The 18,130-nt window shown below is 64.9% G+C and carries 21 protein-coding genes and 1 pseudogene; 8 read left to right on the top strand and 14 right to left on the bottom strand.

What is annotated here, in order from left to right; translation table 11 throughout:
* Window positions 1-24: 24 nt before the first annotated feature.
* Window positions 25-1,389 (bottom strand): NAD-dependent succinate-semialdehyde dehydrogenase, encoded by a 1,365-nt coding sequence (locus FSZ31_RS03085; protein WP_147122522.1) that lies wholly within the window; start codon window positions 1,387-1,389, stop codon window positions 25-27.
* Window positions 1,390-1,515: 126 nt separating this feature from the next.
* Between FSZ31_RS03085 and FSZ31_RS03080 the strand changes: the two genes are divergently transcribed.
* Window positions 1,516-3,636 carry a transglycosylase domain-containing protein gene (locus FSZ31_RS03080; RefSeq protein ID WP_147121567.1) on the top strand — a complete coding sequence of 707 codons (2,121 nt, stop codon included), beginning with the start codon at window positions 1,516-1,518 and terminating at the stop codon, window positions 3,634-3,636.
* A 154-nt stretch (window positions 3,637-3,790) separates the two neighbouring features.
* Here the strand turns inward: FSZ31_RS03080 and FSZ31_RS03075 are convergent, their stop codons facing one another.
* On the bottom strand, window positions 3,791-4,711 hold the full coding sequence (locus tag FSZ31_RS03075) for a M14 family metallopeptidase (protein WP_147121566.1): 921 nt from the start codon (window positions 4,709-4,711) through the stop codon (window positions 3,791-3,793).
* A 732-nt stretch (window positions 4,712-5,443) separates the two neighbouring features.
* Between FSZ31_RS03075 and FSZ31_RS03070 the strand changes: the two genes are divergently transcribed.
* Entirely contained in the window at window positions 5,444-5,824 is a 381-nt protein-coding gene (locus FSZ31_RS03070) for a hypothetical protein (RefSeq protein WP_147121565.1), read from the top strand.
* Window positions 5,825-5,945: 121 nt separating this feature from the next.
* Window positions 5,946-6,572 carry a glutathione S-transferase family protein gene (locus FSZ31_RS03065; RefSeq protein WP_147121564.1) on the top strand — a complete coding sequence of 209 codons (627 nt, stop codon included), beginning with the start codon at window positions 5,946-5,948 and terminating at the stop codon, window positions 6,570-6,572.
* Window positions 6,573-6,631: 59 nt separating this feature from the next.
* Here FSZ31_RS03065 and FSZ31_RS03060 read toward each other — a convergent pair whose 3' ends face one another.
* Window positions 6,632-7,375 carry a Bax inhibitor-1/YccA family protein gene (locus FSZ31_RS03060; protein WP_147121563.1) on the bottom strand — a complete coding sequence of 248 codons (744 nt, stop codon included), beginning with the start codon at window positions 7,373-7,375 and terminating at the stop codon, window positions 6,632-6,634.
* A gap of 147 nt (window positions 7,376-7,522) precedes the next feature.
* On the opposite strand from FSZ31_RS03060, the gene thpR reads away from it, so the two are divergent.
* From thpR to FSZ31_RS13020, 4 genes are all read left to right on the top strand, one after another.
* A complete protein-coding gene (thpR, locus tag FSZ31_RS03055; RefSeq protein WP_147121562.1) occupies window positions 7,523-8,065 on the top strand; it encodes an RNA 2',3'-cyclic phosphodiesterase in 543 nt (180 codons plus the stop codon).
* A 47-nt stretch (window positions 8,066-8,112) separates the two neighbouring features.
* Entirely contained in the window at window positions 8,113-8,925 is an 813-nt protein-coding gene (locus tag FSZ31_RS03050; protein WP_147121561.1) for a S1/P1 nuclease, read from the top strand.
* Window positions 8,922-9,227, top strand: a complete 306-nt coding sequence (locus tag FSZ31_RS03045; RefSeq protein ID WP_147121560.1) for an alkylphosphonate utilization protein — start codon at window positions 8,922-8,924, stop codon at window positions 9,225-9,227. The genes FSZ31_RS03050 and FSZ31_RS03045 overlap by 4 nt, the downstream gene beginning before the upstream one ends.
* A gap of 86 nt (window positions 9,228-9,313) precedes the next feature.
* Window positions 9,314-9,445 carry a hypothetical protein gene (locus FSZ31_RS13020; protein ID WP_268934248.1) on the top strand — a complete coding sequence of 44 codons (132 nt, stop codon included), beginning with the start codon at window positions 9,314-9,316 and terminating at the stop codon, window positions 9,443-9,445.
* Window positions 9,446-9,545: 100 nt separating this feature from the next.
* Here FSZ31_RS13020 and FSZ31_RS03040 read toward each other — a convergent pair whose 3' ends face one another.
* On the bottom strand, window positions 9,546-9,998 hold the full coding sequence (locus FSZ31_RS03040) for a PRC-barrel domain-containing protein (protein WP_147121559.1): 453 nt from the start codon (window positions 9,996-9,998) through the stop codon (window positions 9,546-9,548).
* Between the two features lie 216 nt (window positions 9,999-10,214).
* Here FSZ31_RS03040 and FSZ31_RS03035 point away from each other — a divergent pair, with 216 nt between their 5' ends.
* Window positions 10,215-10,907 carry a type 1 glutamine amidotransferase domain-containing protein gene (locus tag FSZ31_RS03035; RefSeq protein WP_147121558.1) on the top strand — a complete coding sequence of 231 codons (693 nt, stop codon included), beginning with the start codon at window positions 10,215-10,217 and terminating at the stop codon, window positions 10,905-10,907.
* A 30-nt stretch (window positions 10,908-10,937) separates the two neighbouring features.
* Here the strand turns inward: FSZ31_RS03035 and FSZ31_RS03030 are convergent, their stop codons facing one another.
* The 10 genes and pseudogenes from FSZ31_RS03030 to thiC all read right to left on the bottom strand — a co-directional run bounded on the left by FSZ31_RS03030 (window position 10,938) and on the right by thiC (window position 18,050).
* The gene (locus tag FSZ31_RS03030) at window positions 10,938-11,330 is read right to left on the bottom strand and encodes a DUF6632 domain-containing protein (RefSeq protein WP_147121557.1); all 393 of its coding nucleotides are present in this window, start codon (window positions 11,328-11,330) and stop codon (window positions 10,938-10,940) included.
* Between the two features lie 67 nt (window positions 11,331-11,397).
* A complete protein-coding gene (locus FSZ31_RS03025) occupies window positions 11,398-11,922 on the bottom strand; it encodes a COG3650 family protein (RefSeq protein WP_201739110.1) in 525 nt (174 codons plus the stop codon).
* A 64-nt stretch (window positions 11,923-11,986) separates the two neighbouring features.
* A complete protein-coding gene (locus FSZ31_RS03020; protein ID WP_147121556.1) occupies window positions 11,987-12,583 on the bottom strand; it encodes a hypothetical protein in 597 nt (198 codons plus the stop codon).
* Between the two features lie 70 nt (window positions 12,584-12,653).
* Window positions 12,654-13,043, bottom strand: coding sequence for a type II toxin-antitoxin system death-on-curing family toxin (locus FSZ31_RS03015; protein WP_147121555.1), 390 nt, complete (start codon window positions 13,041-13,043; stop codon window positions 12,654-12,656).
* Window positions 13,044-13,052: 9 nt separating this feature from the next.
* Window positions 13,053-13,262 carry an AbrB/MazE/SpoVT family DNA-binding domain-containing protein gene (locus tag FSZ31_RS12965; protein ID WP_236643700.1) on the bottom strand — a complete coding sequence of 70 codons (210 nt, stop codon included), beginning with the start codon at window positions 13,260-13,262 and terminating at the stop codon, window positions 13,053-13,055.
* Between the two features lie 21 nt (window positions 13,263-13,283).
* Window positions 13,284-13,541 (bottom strand): annotated as a pseudogene (locus FSZ31_RS12960) (HU family DNA-binding protein); the annotation flags it as partial.
* Between the two features lie 159 nt (window positions 13,542-13,700).
* Entirely contained in the window at window positions 13,701-13,934 is a 234-nt protein-coding gene (locus FSZ31_RS03005; RefSeq protein WP_147121553.1) for a hypothetical protein, read from the bottom strand.
* Window positions 13,935-13,965: 31 nt separating this feature from the next.
* Window positions 13,966-15,117: an aspartyl/asparaginyl beta-hydroxylase domain-containing protein gene (locus FSZ31_RS03000; RefSeq protein ID WP_147121552.1), complete on the bottom strand. Its 1,152-nt coding sequence runs from the start codon at window positions 15,115-15,117 to the stop codon at window positions 13,966-13,968.
* 137 nt (window positions 15,118-15,254) lie between these two features.
* Window positions 15,255-16,070, bottom strand: coding sequence for a formate/nitrite transporter family protein (locus FSZ31_RS02995; RefSeq protein ID WP_147121551.1), 816 nt, complete (start codon window positions 16,068-16,070; stop codon window positions 15,255-15,257).
* Between the two features lie 81 nt (window positions 16,071-16,151).
* Complete coding sequence (thiC, locus tag FSZ31_RS02990) at window positions 16,152-18,050, bottom strand: phosphomethylpyrimidine synthase ThiC (protein WP_147121550.1); 1,899 nt, start codon at window positions 18,048-18,050, stop codon at window positions 16,152-16,154.
* Between the last annotated feature and the right edge of the window lie 80 nt (window positions 18,051-18,130).

Raw genomic sequence — 18,130 nt, 5'->3', positions numbered from 1 at the left:
TCCGCCTGGCCGTACCCTGAACGGCTAGGCGGAGCGCATAATCGTCTTCAAATTCATGAATTCGTGCAGGCCCCACGGGCCGAGCTCACGACCATGACCCGATCGCTTGATCCCGCCGAACGGGGCTTCGGGCGCCGAGGCGAGCATCTGATTAATCGCGACCATCCCCGCCTCGATCCGGTCGGCAAACAGCGCCTGCTCGTCGGCGTCGTTGGTGAACACTGCCGAGCCGAGCCCGAACGGCACGCTGTTGGCGATCCGCAGCGCGTCTTCGGCGTCGCTCGCTTCGAACAGCATGGCGACCGGGCCGAACAGCTCTTCGTGCGCGATGGGATCGTCGACCGGCACATCGACGAGCACGCCTGCATTCATGAACGCGCCACGCTCGCCGACCGCTTCGCCGCCGAACAATAATTTCGCCCCCTTGGCCTTGAGCTTCGCGAGCTGGTCGAGCACGGTATCGCGTTGCTCGACGCTCGACAGCGGGCCCATGTCGGTTTTCTCGTCAAACGGATCGCCCCATGTCACCGCCTTCATCGCGTCGCAGAAGCGCTCGCGGAAATCAGCGTAGATATCGCGGTGAACGATCATCCGCTTGCCGCAGATACAGCTTTGCCCGGTGTTCTGGATGCGCGCCTTGACTGCCATCTCGACCGCGACGTCGAGATCGGCCGACGGCATGACGATGAACGGGTCCGACCCGCCGAGTTCGAGCACGACCTTCTTGAGCGCCTTGCCCGCCGCCTGTGCGACCGCTTGCCCTGCGCCCTCGCTCCCGGTCAGCGTCACCGCGACGACGCGATCGTCGGCGATGATCGCCTCGACTGGCTTCGATCCGATCATCAGCGCCTGGAACAGCCCTTCAGGCGCGCCCGCCTCGCGGACGGCCTCTTCCATCAGTCGCGCGGTTCCCATGCTGATGCTGGCATGTTTGAGCAAGGCGACATTGCCCGCCATGATCGTCGGCGCGAGGAAGCGCACGACCTGCCATAGCGGGAAATTCCACGGCATCACCGCAAGCACCGGTCCATGCGGCATCCAGCGCGCGGTCGCCGACTTGCCGCCGCCGAGGTCGATCCTGGTATCGCCCAGGAATTCCGCCCCGCGCGTCGCGTAATAACGAAACGCGGCGACGCACTTATCGGCTTCGGCCAGCGCACTCGCATAGGTCTTGCCCATTTCGAGCGAAGTCTGCCGCGCGAGCTTCTCGCGGTTGCTCGCAAATGCATCGGCGATCTTGCCGAGCAGCGTCATGCGCGTCGCATATGAGGTCGATCGCCAGTCGCGATACGCTGCTGCGGCGTGGTCGAGCGCGCGGTCGATCCCCGCCTCATCGAGCGTCTCATAAGTTTCGAGCGTCTCTCCGGTGGCAGGGTTGCGCGTGGTGATGGTCACGGGAATTTCCTTCGTCGTCGCAAGGGATCAGGGCGTCACATCCTCAACGGCGCACGCCGTCACCCGTTCCACCGACAATTGAGGCTCGCACTTTGTGTCATGCCCCGCTAATACAGCCCGATGGCCGACGAAGACCCATTTGCGCTGCCCGACGGCTATGGCGGCACCCGCCCACCCGAGCCCGATACGCCTTATGCCATCGCTGCCGCCGGCGCAGGCGACGGCACGTTCGCGCCATGGCTCGACCCTGCCGATATCCCCGGCCCCGATACGCCGACCAAACCCACGACACCATGGTGGCGCCGCCCGCTCTGGCTCAAGCGCGCCGCGCTCGCGATCCTCGCCGCGTTGCTCGTGCTGCTGGCATGGCTGGCGATCTTCGCGCCGGTGTCGCGCACCGCACAGCCGATCGTCCCGCCGCAACTGACGCTCGCCAGCGCGGACGGCACGCCGTTCGTCCGCGCCGGCGCGATCACCGACCGCGCGGTCAGGATCGCCGACTTGCCGCCGCACGTCGCGCACGCGTTCCTCGCCATCGAGGATCGCCGCTTCTACGATCATTGGGGCATCGACCCGCTCGGCATCGGGCGCGCGCTGTGGAGCAACATCCGGGGCGATGCCGGGCTCCAAGGCGGCAGCACGATCACCCAGCAGCTCGCCAAGATCACCTATCTCGAAAACCAGCGGACGATCGGGCGCAAGCTTCAGGAACTGCCGATCGCTTTGTGGCTCGAGGCATGGCTGACCAAGGACCAGATCCTCGAACGCTATCTCTCGAACGCCTATTTCGGCGACAACACCTACGGCCTGCGCGCCGCCTCGATGCACTATTTCTATCGCCAGCCCGAGCGCCTCACGCTGACCCAGGCGGCGATGCTCGCGGGGCTGATGAAGGCGCCGTCGCGCTATGCGCCGACCAACAACATCGAGGGTGCTCAGGCCCGCGAGCGCGTCGTTCTCGCAGCGATGGTCGACGCCGGTTACCTGACGCCGGCGGCGGCCAAGGCGGTCCCGCTGGCGAGCGTCGATCATCGCCCGCCGCCCAGCCTCGCGCGTGGCAGCTATTTCGCCGACTGGGCGATGACCGAGGCGCGTACCGAGCGCGGCAGCGGCTATGCCGGCGAAAAGGTCGTCACGACGCTCGACCGGAAGCTCCAGCGGCTTGCCGAGCAGGTCGCGCGCAGCGGTGCCCCGCGCGGCGCCCAGGTCGCGCTGGTGGCGATGCGCAAGAACGGAGAGGTGGTCGCCATGGTCGGCGGGCGCGATTACGATGCCTCGCCGTTCAATCGCGCAACGCAGGCCGAACGCCAGCCGGGTTCGACCTTCAAGCTGGTCGTCTATCTCGCTGCCCTGCGCTCGGGCCTGACCCCCGACACGCTGGTCAGCGACACCCCGATCGACAGCGGCAGCTATCGACCGAGCAATGCGGGCGGGCGCTATCGCGGCGAGATCACGCTGCGCCAGGCGTTCGCGCATTCGAGCAACGTCGTCGCGGTGCGCCTCTACAATCGCCTCGGCCACGAAGCGATCCAGCGCGCCGCCGACGAGCTCGGTATCACGCACAAGCTACCAACCAACGCGAGCGTCGCACTGGGCAGCGCCGACCTGACGCTGATCGAACTGACCGCCGCCTATGCCGCGGTCGCGGCGGGCGAAGCCCCGGTCGAACCGCACGCACTCAAGCGCTCCGAGAAGGGCTTTCTCGGATCGCTGTTCGACGGCCGCACCGCACTCGGCAGCCGCACCGTCGAACAATTGCGCGACCTGCTGCGCGCGGCGGTCAACACCGGCACCGGCAGCGCCGCGCGCCTGTCGGTCCCTGCCTATGGCAAGACCGGCACCAGCCAGGACAGCCGCGACGCATTGTTCGTGGGTTATGCCGGCGATCTCGTCGTCGGCGTGTGGATCGGCCATGACGACAATCGCCCGCTCGGCAGCGCCAGCGGCGGCGGCGCACCCGCACGGATCTGGCGCAATTTCATGGCCGGCGCGCTGCCCGGCGCTGCGCCGCGGCCCAAGCCGAAGCCCGAACCTATGCCAACTCCCGACATCACGCTGCCCGAGGGGATACTCCCCCCCGAGATCACGATCGATCCCGACCAGGGCATCGGCGTCGAAGGCGATATCGGCGGCGTGGGCGTCCGCATCGATCGCAACGGCCTGCGCGTCCGCCCCGCTCCCGACGCCCGCCCGCCGGCTGCGTCGCCGCCGCCGGTCCCCGCTCCTGCTGATGGCAATTGAAAGAGACGGATTGGGCCGTCCGATCGTGGATAGTCGGCTCATGCCCCGAGCGGCAATCGAGTGGGATCGACCACCTGACTGGCATTGATTGAAGTTGGCTATCGGCCCGCAACAGGCTGAGCGACTCTGCTGAAGAATGATCGGCGGCCTTGCCTCACCTATGCGCGATCGCGAAATCCAGGGCTGCGTACACGGCGGCCACTTGGGCATGGTTGCATATCGCCGACGTGGCGCGCGGGCTGTCGGGATAGACTTCGGTGGTCGTTGTGAACCGCGCGCCGGTCACAGAGGCGCACATGGCATATCTGGCCTGGGGATATTCGATCACTCCGTGCGCCACGACGGGCGAGCCGATGATCATTCCGGCATCGTCCGGCGGTGCGATGTGCGTAACCTGTTCAACCGCTGAAATGATGGCCTGCTGGAAGGCAGGTTGCCGATTTTCACTATCGTCGACGAGATAGAAGCCATCGGGGATCGCGCCCGGGACAAAATCTTCGCCGTCACGCGCGGCCAGAGCGGGGCGAAACTCGCTTTCATCGCTGTCGGTCGTTTCGTGCAGATCGATATGCAGCAGGAACGATCCGCCTTGCGCGGCCACCAATTCGATCAATGCAGTGCACTCGCGTGCCTTGCTATCCGGGGTAAAGTTGCGGTTGGGATCGATGGCATCACGGTTCCAGCGGTTGATCCGCTCATATGCCCATGGGCTGACGCAGGGGGCGACCAGCAGGTTGACCTTGCCGACATAGTCGTCGGCGCGGGTCTCGAGGAACTGCAGCGCCCCCATCACGCCGCTCGTTTCGTATCCATGGACGCCGCCCGTCACCAGAGCCGTCGGCAGGCTCGGATCGGGTGCGCCATTGCGCAGGGCAAAGAGGCTGTAAGCCTCGCCAGCATAGTCGATTTGACCGTAAGAGAGGATTTCGAAACGGTCCGCCAGGGCCATGATGCGGGGCACCACATCGTCCTTGTAACGGCGCTGCCGGGACTGGCTTGCCTGCCATTGGCCAAGCTCGGCCTCGCCCCAGGCTTTGCCGGGCGTGCCGATCGGATAGAACGGTGAATTGGTCATTTCGATCTCGCTTCCAGGGATAATGCATGGTTCAGTTGCCGCGACGCCGGCTTCGGACGGCACGCGTAGTGCTGACAGAACCGAACAAACGCCAGTGGCCCATTGAAAGCAAGTCATGCCGTTGGGCGAATAGCTCCGGCGGGTAAAGCATAGCAGCTCCCCAGGTCGATTTCGGCCAGTCTGATAGGGCAGGCGAGCAAAGGAAGGCGGCCGTCAGCAAACGAGCCAATTGCGGCCGGTGGCTCGGGGAGACGAGAGCGCTAAGACCAGTCGGTCGGCTAACGACCCAATTGCGGACATTCGGTTTTTGGAGCACAATCACCCGCATGACCCTGATTGACCATAGGCGCTCGTTCGAACGGGTATCAACTTTGCCTGTTTGATGCTTGGTGTAGCTGTTGTCGCCCAACCTATCTTTCACGCGGATTTCGATGGCCTGCCGTTTCTAGCGTTCGGCGTCATTGTCGGCGTGCTCGGAGCAAGCTTGATTGTCAGGAAGCTCTGCGAGCGGGTCGAAGTTCATCGGGATTGATTGTCAGTTTTCCACCCAATACCAGACATTGTGGTTTGGTCACCGTCGCGAAAAGCTGACGATCCGCTTTCGGGGATTTGGAACAGCCTCTGTGATGACCGGGTTTGGGCACAAAGCAGACTTAAGATCGAATGCTCTTGGGCTTCCGTATCTGACCGATCGCCCTTTCCTACATGTTCTTTTTATGTTCCTGTGTGGACATGACCCAGCCAACACCCGATTCGCGTCGCCGCCGTCCCCGCCGCAACGGTTGGACGAATGAGCGGCGCAAGGTCTTCCTCAACGTGCTGCGCGCCTGGGGCAATGTCGCCCACGCGGCGCATGTCGCGGGGATGAGCCGGGAGGGCGCCTATCGCCTGCGCCGCCGCTGTCCTCAATTTGCCCGCGCGTGGGATGCCGCGATGGCGCACGATGCGCCCCCGTTGCCCGTGACGCGACGACCCGTGACGACGATCGAGAAAGCTTTGGTCGGCGACCCCGAGGAAGTGCGCTATCATGGCAAGCGAGTCGGCTATCGTTATCGTCCCGACGGCATGGTGGGGCTGGCGCTGCTGCGCCGGCTCGATCGCTTGCTCGATTAAGGTCACGCTTTCGCCGCAGCGGCGTGAAGCTCGCGGCTACGGTCACGCTTTTTTTGTCACCGCGTGAAAGTCACGCGCAAGGTCACGCCCCGCATCACAGCTCCCCGAAAGGAACGCCCCGATGTCCAATATCACTTTCTACACCAATCCGATGTCGCGCGGGCAGATCGCGCGCTGGGCGCTGCACGAGGCGGGGGCCGAATATTCGGCGATCATCCTCGATTACGGCTCGACGATGAAGGGCGCCGATTATCTCGCGATCAACCCGATGGGAAAGGTGCCCGCGATCGTCCATCAAGGTCGCACGGTGACCGAATGCGCCGCGATCTGCGCCTATCTCGCCGAGGCATTCCCCGATGCCGGGCTGGCGCCGAAGCCCGACGAGCGCGCCGATTATTATCGCTGGCTGTTCTTCACCGCCGGCCCGCTCGAACAGGCGATTACCGACAAGAATCTCGGCATCATCCCGACCGCCGATCAGGAGCGGATGGCGGGCTATGGCAATCTCGACCGCGTCATCGACACGCTCGAGGCACATCTGGCCGATCGCGACTACGTTTGCGGCGACCGTTTCACGATGGCCGACGTCTATGTCGGCAGCCAGGTCGACTGGGGGCTGCAGTTCGGCACGCTGCCCGAACGCGACGCCTTCACCGCCTATGCCGGACGGATGCGCGCGCGCGACGCCTATCGCGCGGCCAAGGCGATCGACACCGCCGAGATCGAGGAAATGCAGCGCAAGGGCTAAGAAAAAGGCCCGGCAGATCGCTCCGCCGGGCCGATGTTCGGTTCATTATGTTCGTTCGCTTAGCTGCGGTTGCCCATGAAGCGCAGCAGGAACATGAACATGTTGACGAAGTCGAGATAGAGGTTGAGCGCCCCCATGATGACCGTCTTGCCCATCATGTCGGTGCCCGCGACATAGGCGTACATGCTCTTGATCTTCTGCGTGTCGTAGGCGGTGAGGCCGGCGAAGATCAGCACACCGATCGCCGAGATAGCAAGCTCCATCGCGCCCGATTTGAACACGAATGCGTTGAGCAGCATCGCGACGATCAGGCCGACGACGCCCATGATCAGGAAGGTGCCCCAGCCCGACAGGTCCTTCTTGGTCGTATAGCCGAACAGGCTGAGACCGGCGAAGGCGGCAGCGGTGGCGAAGAACGTCTGGGCGATCGAAGCGCCGGTATAGACGAGGAAGATCGACGCCATCGACAGGCCCATGACCGTCGCGAAGCCCCAGAACAGCGCCTGTGCGGCACCGGTCGAAAGCTTGTTGATGCCAAAGCTCAGCACCAGGACGAACGCCAGCGGCGCCAGCATGATGACCCAGCGCAGCGCGCCGCCGTTGACCAGTATGTCGATGCCGACCTGCGAATTGGCGAACAGCATCGCGACGATGCCGGTCAGCAGCACGCCCGAAGCCATGTAGTTGTAGACCGACAGCATGTACGAACGCAGCCCGGCGTCGAACGCCACATCGCGGCGTCCTGCTTCGAGCCCACCCGCATAGCCGAAGCCGGTCGTGCGTGGATCGGTACGGTTGTCCATGATGAAATATTCTCCTTTGCGGCGGATCGATCCGCCAGTGTCTGTAATATCGGGATAAGACGCCGCGATTTCAAGCAAAACCGGAACACCAATCCGTCGCGCTTTTGCGCTGTTGCTGCATCGTAGCATGCCTATAGTGAGACTGCCATGCACCGCCTGTTCGTCGCCATCCGGCCCCCCGCCCCCGTTCGCCGCTTCCTGCTTGGCATCATGGAAGGCGTTTCGGGTGCCCGCTGGCAGGACGACGAGCAATTGCACTGCACGATGAAGTTCATCGGCGAGGTCGACCGCCATTGCGCCGAAGACGTTGCCGCCGCGCTCGGCCAGATCCACTTCGCGGCGTTCGAAGCGAGGATCAGCGGCACGGGCAGCTTCGACCGGAAAGGCATGGTCCATACGCTGTGGGCCGGACTCGAACCCGCGATGCAGTTGACGCAACTCCATCACAAGGTCGAACAGGCCTGCCAGCGGGTCGGCATCGCTCCCGAGCATCGTTCCTTCGTACCCCACATCACGCTGGCCCGGCTCAACCGCTCGTCGGGTCCGGTCGATCATTTCCGCGAGCACCATGGCGGCCTGTCGGGTCCCGCATTTACCGTCGATTCGCTGGTGCTGTACGAAAGCCGGATGGGCCACGGCGGATCACGCTACGACGCTATCGCCCGCTATCTGCTCGAATCGACGCGTTGATGTCGGTTCAATTCGACTTTGCGCTTTCCGCCCAGTAGGTCGGCTCGATGACCACCCAGCCCCTCCGCCGCGCACTGCGCGCCGCCGTCGCCGCGCTCGCTGCCGCCGCGCTCATCTTGCCGCAAACCGCCTCTGCCTGGGGCCTGACCGGTCACCGCGTGGTCGGTGAAATTGCGCAATCCCTGTTAACCACCGAGGCGCGCGCTGGCGTCGCCGGCATTCTTGAGAACGAGGATCTCGCCGAGGCGGCGAACTGGCCCGATTTCATGAAGGCCAGCCCCGAAAAGTTCTGGAAGGAAGAGGCCAGCGCGCTGCACTACGTCACCGTTCCCGAGGGCAAGACCTATGCCGAGGTCGGTCCTCCGCCGGAGGGCGATGCGGTCACTGCGCTCGCCCGCTTCCGCGCACAGGTTCTCGACACCCGATTGCCCAAGGCCCAGCGCGCGCTGGCGCTGCGCTTCATCATCCATGTCGTCGGCGATCTCCACCAGCCGATGCATGTCGGCGACGGCACCGATCGCGGCGGCAACGACGTCAAGCTCGACTTCTTCGGCCAGCCGAGCAATCTCCACAGCATCTGGGATTCGGGGCTGATCGACCGGCAACAGCTGAGCTATACTGAGATGGCGCGCTGGCTGATGCGCAGCACCGACATCAAGCAGGCCAAGGCCTGGATGGACCCCAACCCGCTGACCTGGGTCGCCGAAAGCGCGGCCATCCGCCTGACACTTTATCCCGACGGCACGAAGGTCAGCTACGATTACGCTTTCGCCCATGACGCCATCCTCAAGCAACGCCTGATCCAGGGCGGCGTGCGGTTGGCGACCTATCTCAACGCAATGTTCGGAGACGCACGATGAGCGACGAAGACTATGTCTATGACGAGACTTCGGGAGAATGGCTGCCGGCATCCGAGGCAGCGCAATTGACCGAGGCCGAAAACAATACGGTCGAAGTGCGCGACGCGGTTGGCAACGTGCTGACCGACGGTGATGCGGTAACGCTGATCAAGGACCTGACGGTCAAGGGCGCGGGGCAGACGCTCAAGCGCGGCACGCTGATCAAGTCGATCCGGCTGACCGGCGATGCGCAGGAAATCGATTGTCGTTACGAAGGGATCAAGGGGCTCGTGCTGCGCGCCGAATTCGTCAAGAAACGATAACAACACCCCAGACGATTCCATAGGGCTGGGCTCGTCGAGCGCGTGTAGGATGTTGGCGGGGCATGCCGCCCCGATGGGAACGAGCCATGGCCAAAAGCCAGAAGAAGTCGAGCAAGGAAATCCGCAAGCCGAAGGCGGAGAAGAAAAAGACCAACGCGTCGCAGCCGTCTTTGAAGGGCGGCGTGGTCAAGGGCCTCGACAATATGAAGAACGGCTGAGACAGCACCAGCGCCTCCCACGACCGCAACAAAAAGGGTGGCGCGAGGCCACCCTTGATTGCCGGTCTCCAACGCTGGGAGCCGCGTCGTCAATCATCGGTTACGCGGTGCGGACATAGAATGTCCGGATGCGCGTATCGAAATCGTCGTTCCACTCGGGCTCGCTGTTGCGGGCATAGGACGGTTGTTTGTCCCTATCGAGCATGTCCTTGGTGATGCCGACGACATAGCCATTACGGTCGGTATCGTAGGTCAGCGAATCCCACGGTAGCGGATAGTAATCTTCGCCCATGCCGAACAGGCCGCCGAAGCTCATCACCGCGTAGCTGACGCGTCCGCTGCGCTTGCCGACCATGAAGTGGTGGATCGACCCCAGCTTTTCGCCGTCGCGGCTGTAGACCGCGGTGCCATCGACCTTTTCCGAGGAAATGAGTTCGCGAGTTTCGTCGCGCTCAATCAGATCATTTTCCGGGTCGCTGGCGAATTTCGTGTCGCTGGCGGTGCCAGCCGTCGTGTTGCGTTCGAGAGTGTTGGTGTCATTATCAAATGCCATGGAGGCGTTTCTCCTTTCGAGAAAGTTCGTCTTGTTCCCCTGCCAGATTAACGGGCGAAGACAGGGTTTTGTTCCGGAAATGCGCCGGTTTCACAAGTTCGTGGCTTCACCGGCAAGGAACTTCGCGGCGGTCTGCGCGCTTGGTTGGACAGAGGCGTGGTAGCGTTCACCGCCGCCTTGCCAGACCTTCCAACCCTCAGACCAAGGACACCGCCCATGAACATCCTGATGATCCTCACCTCGCACGACCAGCTGGGCGACACCGGCAAGAAGACGGGCTTCTGGCTCGAGGAATTCGCCGCACCCTATTACGTGTTCAAGGACGCCGGCGCGACGATCACGCTGGCCAGCCCCAAGGGCGGACAGCCGCCGATCGACCCAACGAGCGACGAGGCCGACGCGCAGACCGAAGCGACCAAGCGGTTCAAGGCCGATGCCGAGAGCCAGAAGGCGCTGGCGAACACGCACAAGCTGAGCGAGATCGACGCGGCCGATTACGACGCGGTGTTCTATCCCGGCGGGCACGGACCGCTGTGGGACCTGGCCGAAGACAAGACCTCGATCGCGCTGATCGAGACGACGCTGGCGGCGGACAAGCCGCTCGCGGCGGTGTGCCACGCCCCGGCGATATTCCGCCACACCAAGGCGGCGAACGGCGAAGCGCTGGTCAAGGGCCGCACGGTGACGGGCTTTACCAACGGCGAGGAAGACGCGGCCGGGCTGACCGACGTTGTCCCGTTCCTGGTCGAGGACATGCTCAAGCAGCATGGCAGCGACTATCAGAAGGGCGCCGACTGGAGCGAGTTCGTCGTCGAGGACGGCAACCTGATCACCGGCCAGAACCCCGCCAGCTCGGAGAAGGCGGCGAAGCAGCTGATGGCCAAGATCAAGGCCACCGCCGACGCCTAATGCGACACGAGCAGCGCGGTCCGCGCGGCGTCAGAGGGATGCCGTGCGGGCCTGCGCGCGGCGCAGCAGCAAACCGAGCATGACCGCGACGAACAGCAATGCGGGCACGTCGCCGATCAGGTGACCGCTGTGCGCCGGGTTGGCGAGCGCCTGCGCGGCCATGATGACGGCGTGGACGACGCTCGACCAGACGGTGAACCAGATCAGCGAGGCGTTGCCGAGCGGATCCTTGGCGGCCATCACGAGGAACACGCCGAGCGTCGCGTAAACGCCGACGATCATCATGAAATATTGCGAGGCGGCGGGCGCGCCGTCGTGCCACGCCCAGCCCGACGGCCAGATGATCGCGAGCGGATAGACGAGGCAGAAGATTACCCCGAAAACGACAAGTGCGGCTTGCAGATAGCTGTGACGACCGATCATGATTGTGCTCCCCCGAAAGATTGGAAGCGAGACGTTACGCCTTTGTAACGAAATCTCCTAATCGCGGTCACGGCGCGTTGGGGTCGACAGCGTTGGGGGCGGCGGCGTTGGATCCGGTCACGGCGGCCTCGGCGGCGTTGGGATCGGTGACGGGATGTGCGTCGCCCCAGCCGCAGCCTCTGCGGACGTCTTCGGCGAGCTTGAGCGTGACGGTGAAGGGGTAGGTCCGGTCGGACATGCCGTCGCTGCAGGTGCCCGGGGTGACCATCAGCGCGAAATCGGCGCCGTTGTAGAGGCCCGTGAACGAGACGCCGCCGCGGCCGGCGAAGCGGTGGACGGGAATCGCCTCTCCCGCCTGGTTTTCGGGAGTTGTGTAGGTGACGGTGTCGCCGGTGACGGTGCCGCCCCAGAACGGCTCGGTACCGGTGACGTGGAGTGTCTCGGTCGATGCGATGCCGTTGAAGGGTTGCTTGTCATCGGCGCCCTGCACCTGGGTGACGTCGCCGCTGGCGCCTTCGTTGCCAGACGGCTGGCAGGCGGACAGCGCGATGAGCGCGGCGAGCGGGAGGGCGAAGCGGAGGGGGCTGGTCATGCGCGTCATTGTGCCGCCGATCGCGGCTGCCAGCAAGCGGGGTGTGTGCCGGAAGATCACAGGTTCACGTTCGCGGCGGTTTCCGTTCGCCGTGACCTTTGGCGTGCGGATAGGGTCGGCGGGTGCCGGGGCGAACATCGGGGCGCGCATCGGAGCGCGCCAGCGCGGCGCCGCCGACGCGGCGGCCGCGCATCGCGCGATCGTAGAGGCTGAGCAGCGCGGCGTTGTCGGGCGAATGCATCACCGCGACCTCTACCCCGTTGCGGGTGATCGGCGTGTAGCGACCGTGGAGCGCGGAGAGCCACAGCGTATCGAAGCTGCGGTCGGAGCGGTAGTTGCGGCGGCGCGCCTCTGCCATGATCGCGTCCCACGCGGCGACGAACGATTGCACGCCGCGGCGCCGGCGCAGGCGATAGGCGGTTTCGCGCGCCATGCCGACATGCCGCGCGGCGGCATCGACGCAGCCGCAGCGCGCCAGGGCAGCGATGAAGCCGCGCTGGCGGGCGGGCGTCCAGCCGTCGGCGCGGGCGCGCAGCGGCACGGGGGTGAAATCGGGAACGACGATCGCCGGAATGAAACGCGCGGCGGTTGCGTCGGACGCGGCGGACGAGGCGTCGCTGGCGCGGCTGCGGGCGGCCGGATCGAGGCGCTGGTGCTTCATCGGACAGGATAATGCATATCGGGTAAATTGTAGGAAAGGGTTTTCTGGCGGCGCTGCCCTGACCGCCCGATCAGTCGGCCGCGATGTGTGTCCGCAGCCAGTGCGCGAGCTCGTCTTCGGTCAGTTCTCCCGCGGCGAGGGCGACGAACGTCACAACGAGTTCGGCATCGCTCGCCTTCAGCCGGTGGCCATTGAGCGCGAGGAAGGTTTCGGCGACGACCGCCGCGGTCCGCTTGTTGCCGTCGACGAAGGGATGGTTGCGCGCGATGCCGAAGGCATAAGCCGCGGCGAGCGCGGCGGCATCGGGATCGCCATAGCCGGCAAGGTTGCGCGGGCGCGCCATCGCGCTGGCCAGGCCGTCTTCGTCCCTGACCCCGTCGGCCCCGCCATGTTCGGTCAGCTGTTCGGCATGCGCGGCGAGCGCGACGGCATCGAGCACCCAGGTCCAGCGATGCGCCATCGCCGACGCCTACTTCGCCAATTCCCTAAGCGCGCGATTGCGCCGGGTCATGACCGTGCGGGCGGCCTTCATCTGCTCTTCGAAATCGGGATCGCTCGACGACAGCTCGATCCCGCGCGGCGTGACGACGAGCGACAGCTCCTGCCCCGCCGAAGCGCCGAGATGCGCGAGCACCTCCTTGGGCAGGATGACCCCGGCGGAATTGCCGATTTTCGTGATTTTGAGCGAAGTGTTGGTTGCCTTAAGTTGCTTCCCTGCCTTGACGGAGGGGCTGACTGACGCTTGAAAGGAAACGATTTCGCCAGTTCGGGGATCTCGCGAATGCCGGGCTTTACGTGAAGACGTTGTGAAGGTGCCGAAACCAACCAACCGCACATTGCCGCCCCGTCCTAGCTCCGCAGAAATCGATCCCATCACTGCATCGACTGCATGGGATGCATCGGACTTAGACAGTCCTGCCGCCTCAGCGACCCTTTCGATCAACTCAGATTTGTTCATTTCATCCCCAGACGACCCCGACCCTCAGGTCGGTCGAATATCGATGGAATATAGTTCCTATATTCTACGATAAAGAAAAACCTAGTTCTTTGTTTAAGATGGTTATAACTTAATAAAAGTAGTCGGGCAATCCCAGCCACTCCCGCTATAACTCCGCCTTCACCTGCGCGTGGTTGAGCATCGAGACGAGCACGACGCCGCCGACGATATTCCCCGCCAGCACGGGCAGCAGGTATCCCGCGAGGTAATCGACGCGATGACGGCGTATATGACCTCTACCGATCCGGCGATGACGTGGGCGAAGGCGGCGGAGCCGCCGATGCCGACGATCCAGGCGAGCGTGACGATCACCAGGAAGCGTGCCGAGCCCGCGGCGGGGAGGAGCCAGACCATCAGCGCAATCAGCCAGCCGGCAAAGATCGCGCTAATCGAGCAGTGCCGCCTCGAACAGTGCGCCGACTTCGCGCCGTTCCCGGTCGGACAGATCGGGGCGCCAGATGTCGAAGATCAACACCACCCGGTCGCGGTCGCTGTCGTTCCATGCCTCGTGCTCGATCGAATCGTCGAACACCAGGAGCTCTCCCTCTCGCCATTCGCGCTGTTCGCTGCCGACGCGGAAGCCACAGCCGGGCGGGACGACGATCGGCAGGTGGCAGATCAGGCGCGCATTGTGGGTGCCGGTATGCGGCGCGATCCGCGCGCCGGGACGCAACAGCGAGAACATGACGGTGGGCGACTGCGCGATCCACGGCAGTGGGGCGGCCTGCAGCGCGGCCCAGGTGAGCGGTGCGCGGGCGACCGCTTCGTCGAACACGCGCCCGTTCTCGCACAGGAACAGCGCGCTCCAGTCGGCGCTATCGAGCAGCGAACTGTCGTCGACGCGCGGCCGGTTGGGATCGCCGTGGAGATACGGGCGAAAGTCGCCGCCGCCATCGGCGACGATTGCCGCGAGCTCTTCGCGGATCGCCCCGGTGGCCGCTTCGACGGCGGGTGCCCAGGCGAAATCCTGCCGATCAAAGAAGGGAATCGCGGGCAGATCGGGGAAGTAGTAACTGGTCGGATCCTGGACGAAGATCTGCTTGCGTCCGGCGAGCAGGTCGAGCGAGCGCTGGAAGCGTTCGCTGCGGTCGCCGGGGGGCAGCCCCTGAGCGATGAGCGAGCCCTCTCGCCGCGTCTCGCGCTGTGCCTTGAGGTGAGCAACGGCAGCCTCCACGCGGGCGAGTTCCCTTGCCAGGTCATCGGGCACCTGATGCCCCGAGGCGAGGGCCAGCGCGCTGGTATAGAGGCCGAGCGCGGTGCCTTCATCGCCCGCATGCACGCGGCAATCGGCCTTCATGATGCGCGCGCGGACGACCTTTGCATCGAGCGCGAGGACCGCGTCGAGCGCGGCCTCCTCCGCTGCACGATCGTCAAGCGCGCGGCACGCGGTGGCGAGGAGCAGCCAGACCTGGACATTGCCGCGGCCCGTCTGGGTCACCGCCTCCAGCGCGCGGCGCGCATCGGCCGGGCGGTTGCCGCGCAGCGCGTCGGCACCCTGCGTCACCAGCCGGACAAGGTCGGTTTCAGCAGGGGGCATATAACGCCCCTGCCGCGCCCGATCCGCCAGCCGACAGGATAGCCACCTGCAAAATCACCATGCTGCAGAGTTTCATCGGGGACATGATGCGGATGTGCGCGGCGGAAACATTTTTGGCAAGGGTTAGCCCCTGCCCCCTATAGTTCCGCCTTAACCTGCGCATGGTTGAGCATCGAGACGAGCACGACGCCGCCGACGATATTCCCCGCCAGCACGGGCAGCAGATAGCCCGCGAGGTAATCGACCCAGCTTAGCGGCCCGGCGATGACGGCGTAGATGACCTCTACCGATCCGGCGATGACGTGGGCGAAGCCGGCGATGCCGACGATCCAGGCGAGCGTGACGATGACGAGGAATCTCGCCGAACCCGCGGCGGGGAGCAGCCAGACCATCAGCGCGATCAGCCAGCCGGCAAAGATCGCGCGGGCGAACAGGACGAGGAAGCCGCCCTGCGCCGCCTCCAGCCCCAGCGCGAGGAACGACGCGCGGACTTCGGGCACGAACACCGCGCTCGAGGCGGCAACGGCGAAGATCAACGTGCCGACGAGGTTGGCGGCGAGGACGATCGCCCAGAAACGCGCAACGTCGCGCAGGCGGCAGGCGCTGTGGAGCAACGGCAGGATGACGTTGAGCGTCGTTTCGGTGAACAGTTGCTGCCGCCCGAGGACGACGATGAGGAAGCCCAGGGTGTAGCCGAAGCTGGAGACGAGCGGGCGCCACGGCGCATCGGGCAGGAAGGTGTGGAGGACGCCCTCTGCGACCATCGAGAAACCCATCGACAGGCCGGCGGCGAGGCCCGACCAGGCGATCGACGACGAGGGGCGGTTGAGCTCCTTCTCGCCCTCTATCCGGATCGCCTCGTGAACGATCAGCGCGCTGGGGTTCTCTCGGCTCTCGGCCTCGCGTTCCTGTTTCGGATCGAGCTTCTCGTTGACCTTTTCGGATCCGGTCACGCGGGGGCCTCCTCGATCGTGTGCGGGACATGAGCGGACGGGGGCGACAGGGGGGGATGTATCCCCCGCCCGCTCACCCCCTTAATCGTCGGCGGGCAGGTAAAGTTCCCGCCCCTTCTCCTCATACAGCGCGGCCATCTCTGCCATGCCCTTGAGCGCGGCGGCCTTGCTGGCGGCGGCGGTCTCTGCGCCGGTCGGGCCGGTGGCGATGAAGCCTTCGACGCCCTGGTTCTGTTTCGACGCGAAATCACGCACTTCCTGCGAAATCGCCATGCTGCAGAACTTGGGGCCGCACATCGAGCAGAAGTGCGCGGTCTTGGCGCCTTCGGCGGGCAGCGTCTGGTCGTGATACTGTTCCGCCGTGTCGGGATCGAGCGACAGGTTGAACTGGTCGCGCCAGCGGAAATCGAAGCGGGCGCGGGAGAGGGCGTCGTCGCGCAGCTGTGCGGCGGGGTGACCCTTGGCGAGATCGGCGGCGTGGGCGGCGAGCTTGTAGGTGACCACGCCGACCTTGACGTCGTCGCGGTCGGGCAGGCCGAGATGCTCCTTGGGCGTGACGTAGCAAAGCATCGCGGTGCCGTACCAGCCGATCTGGGCAGCGCCGATGCCGCTGGTGATGTGGTCATAGCCGGGCGCGATGTCGGTGGTGAGCGGTCCCAAGGTATAGAAGGGCGCTTCGCCGCAGACCTCGAGCTGCTTTTCCATGTTCTCCTTGATCTTGTGCATCGGCACATGGCCGGGGCCTTCGATCATCACCTGGACGTCTTCCTTCCACGCGCGGTGGGTGAGTTCGCCCAGCGTGTAGAGCTCGGCAAACTGCGCCTCGTCATTGGCATCGGCGATGCTGCCGGGGCGTAAACCATCACCAAGGCTATAGGCGATGTCGTACGCCTTCATGATCTCGGTAATCTCGTCGAAGCGCTCGTAGAGGAAGCTCTCCTTGTGGTGGGCGAGGCACCATTTGGCCATGATCGAGCCGCCGCGCGAGACGATGCCGGTGACGCGGTTGGCCGCCATCGGGACGTAGCCGAGGCGAACGCCGGCGTGGATGGTGAAATAGTCGACGCCCTGTTCGGCCTGCTCGATCAGCGTGTCGGCGAAAATCTCCCACGTCAGGTCTTCGGCGACGCCGCCGACCTTTTCGAGCGCCTGGTAGATCGGGACGGTGCCGATCGGCACGGGCGAATTGCGGATGATCCATTCGCGCGTGTCGTGGATGTTGCGCCCGGTCGAGAGGTCCATGACGGTGTCGGCGCCCCAGCGCGTCGACCAGACCATCTTGTCGACTTCGCTAGCGACGTCGGAGGCGACCGCGCTGTTGCCGATATTGGCGTTGATCTTGACGAGGAAGTTGCGGCCGATCGCCATCGGTTCGGATTCGGGGTGGTTGATGTTGTTGGGGATGATCGCGCGGCCGCGCGCGACCTCGGAGCGGACGAATTCGGGGGTGACGTGGTCGGGGATGCTCGCGCCGAAGCTCTCACCGTCGCGGACGAGGTTTTCGCGGGCAAACTCGCGGCCGATATTCTCACGCAGCGCGACATATTCCATCTCGGGCGTGATGATACCGCGGCGGGCATAGTGCATCTGGCTGACGTTCTGGCCGGGACGCGCGCGCAGGACGCGCCTGGCGACATTGGGGAACGGGGCGACGCCGCCGCTACGATCGGGACCGAGCTGTCCGTTGTCCTCGGGGCGGGTGGCGCGCGGGGCGACCTCCTCGACATCGCCGCGGGCCATGATCCAGTCGCGGCGCAATTGCGGCAGGCCGCGCTCGATATCGATGCGGACGGCAGGGTCGGTGTAGGGGCCGCTGGTGTCGTACACGCGCAGCGGCGGTTCGCCCGAGCTGGGCTCGAGATCGATCTCGCGCATCGCGACGCGATTGGGACCGACATGGACCTTGCGGCTGCCGCGGATCGGGCCGGTGGTGACGCCGATCGGGGCGTCCTTTTCAATGCGGGAATCGATGTCGGCCATGTGCGCGCTCCATTAGGTTACGGAGCGGGAACGGTCTGCCGGCGGGCAACGCGTCCACTTCCTCCGCCGGGATTAACCGG

The sequence above is a fragment of the Flavisphingopyxis soli genome, assembly GCF_007995095.1.
In the GTDB taxonomy this organism is placed as follows: domain Bacteria; phylum Pseudomonadota; class Alphaproteobacteria; order Sphingomonadales; family Sphingomonadaceae; genus Flavisphingopyxis; species Flavisphingopyxis soli.
Note: the sequence above shows the minus strand (reverse complement) of the source record. Positions and strands in the feature narration are given on the sequence as shown.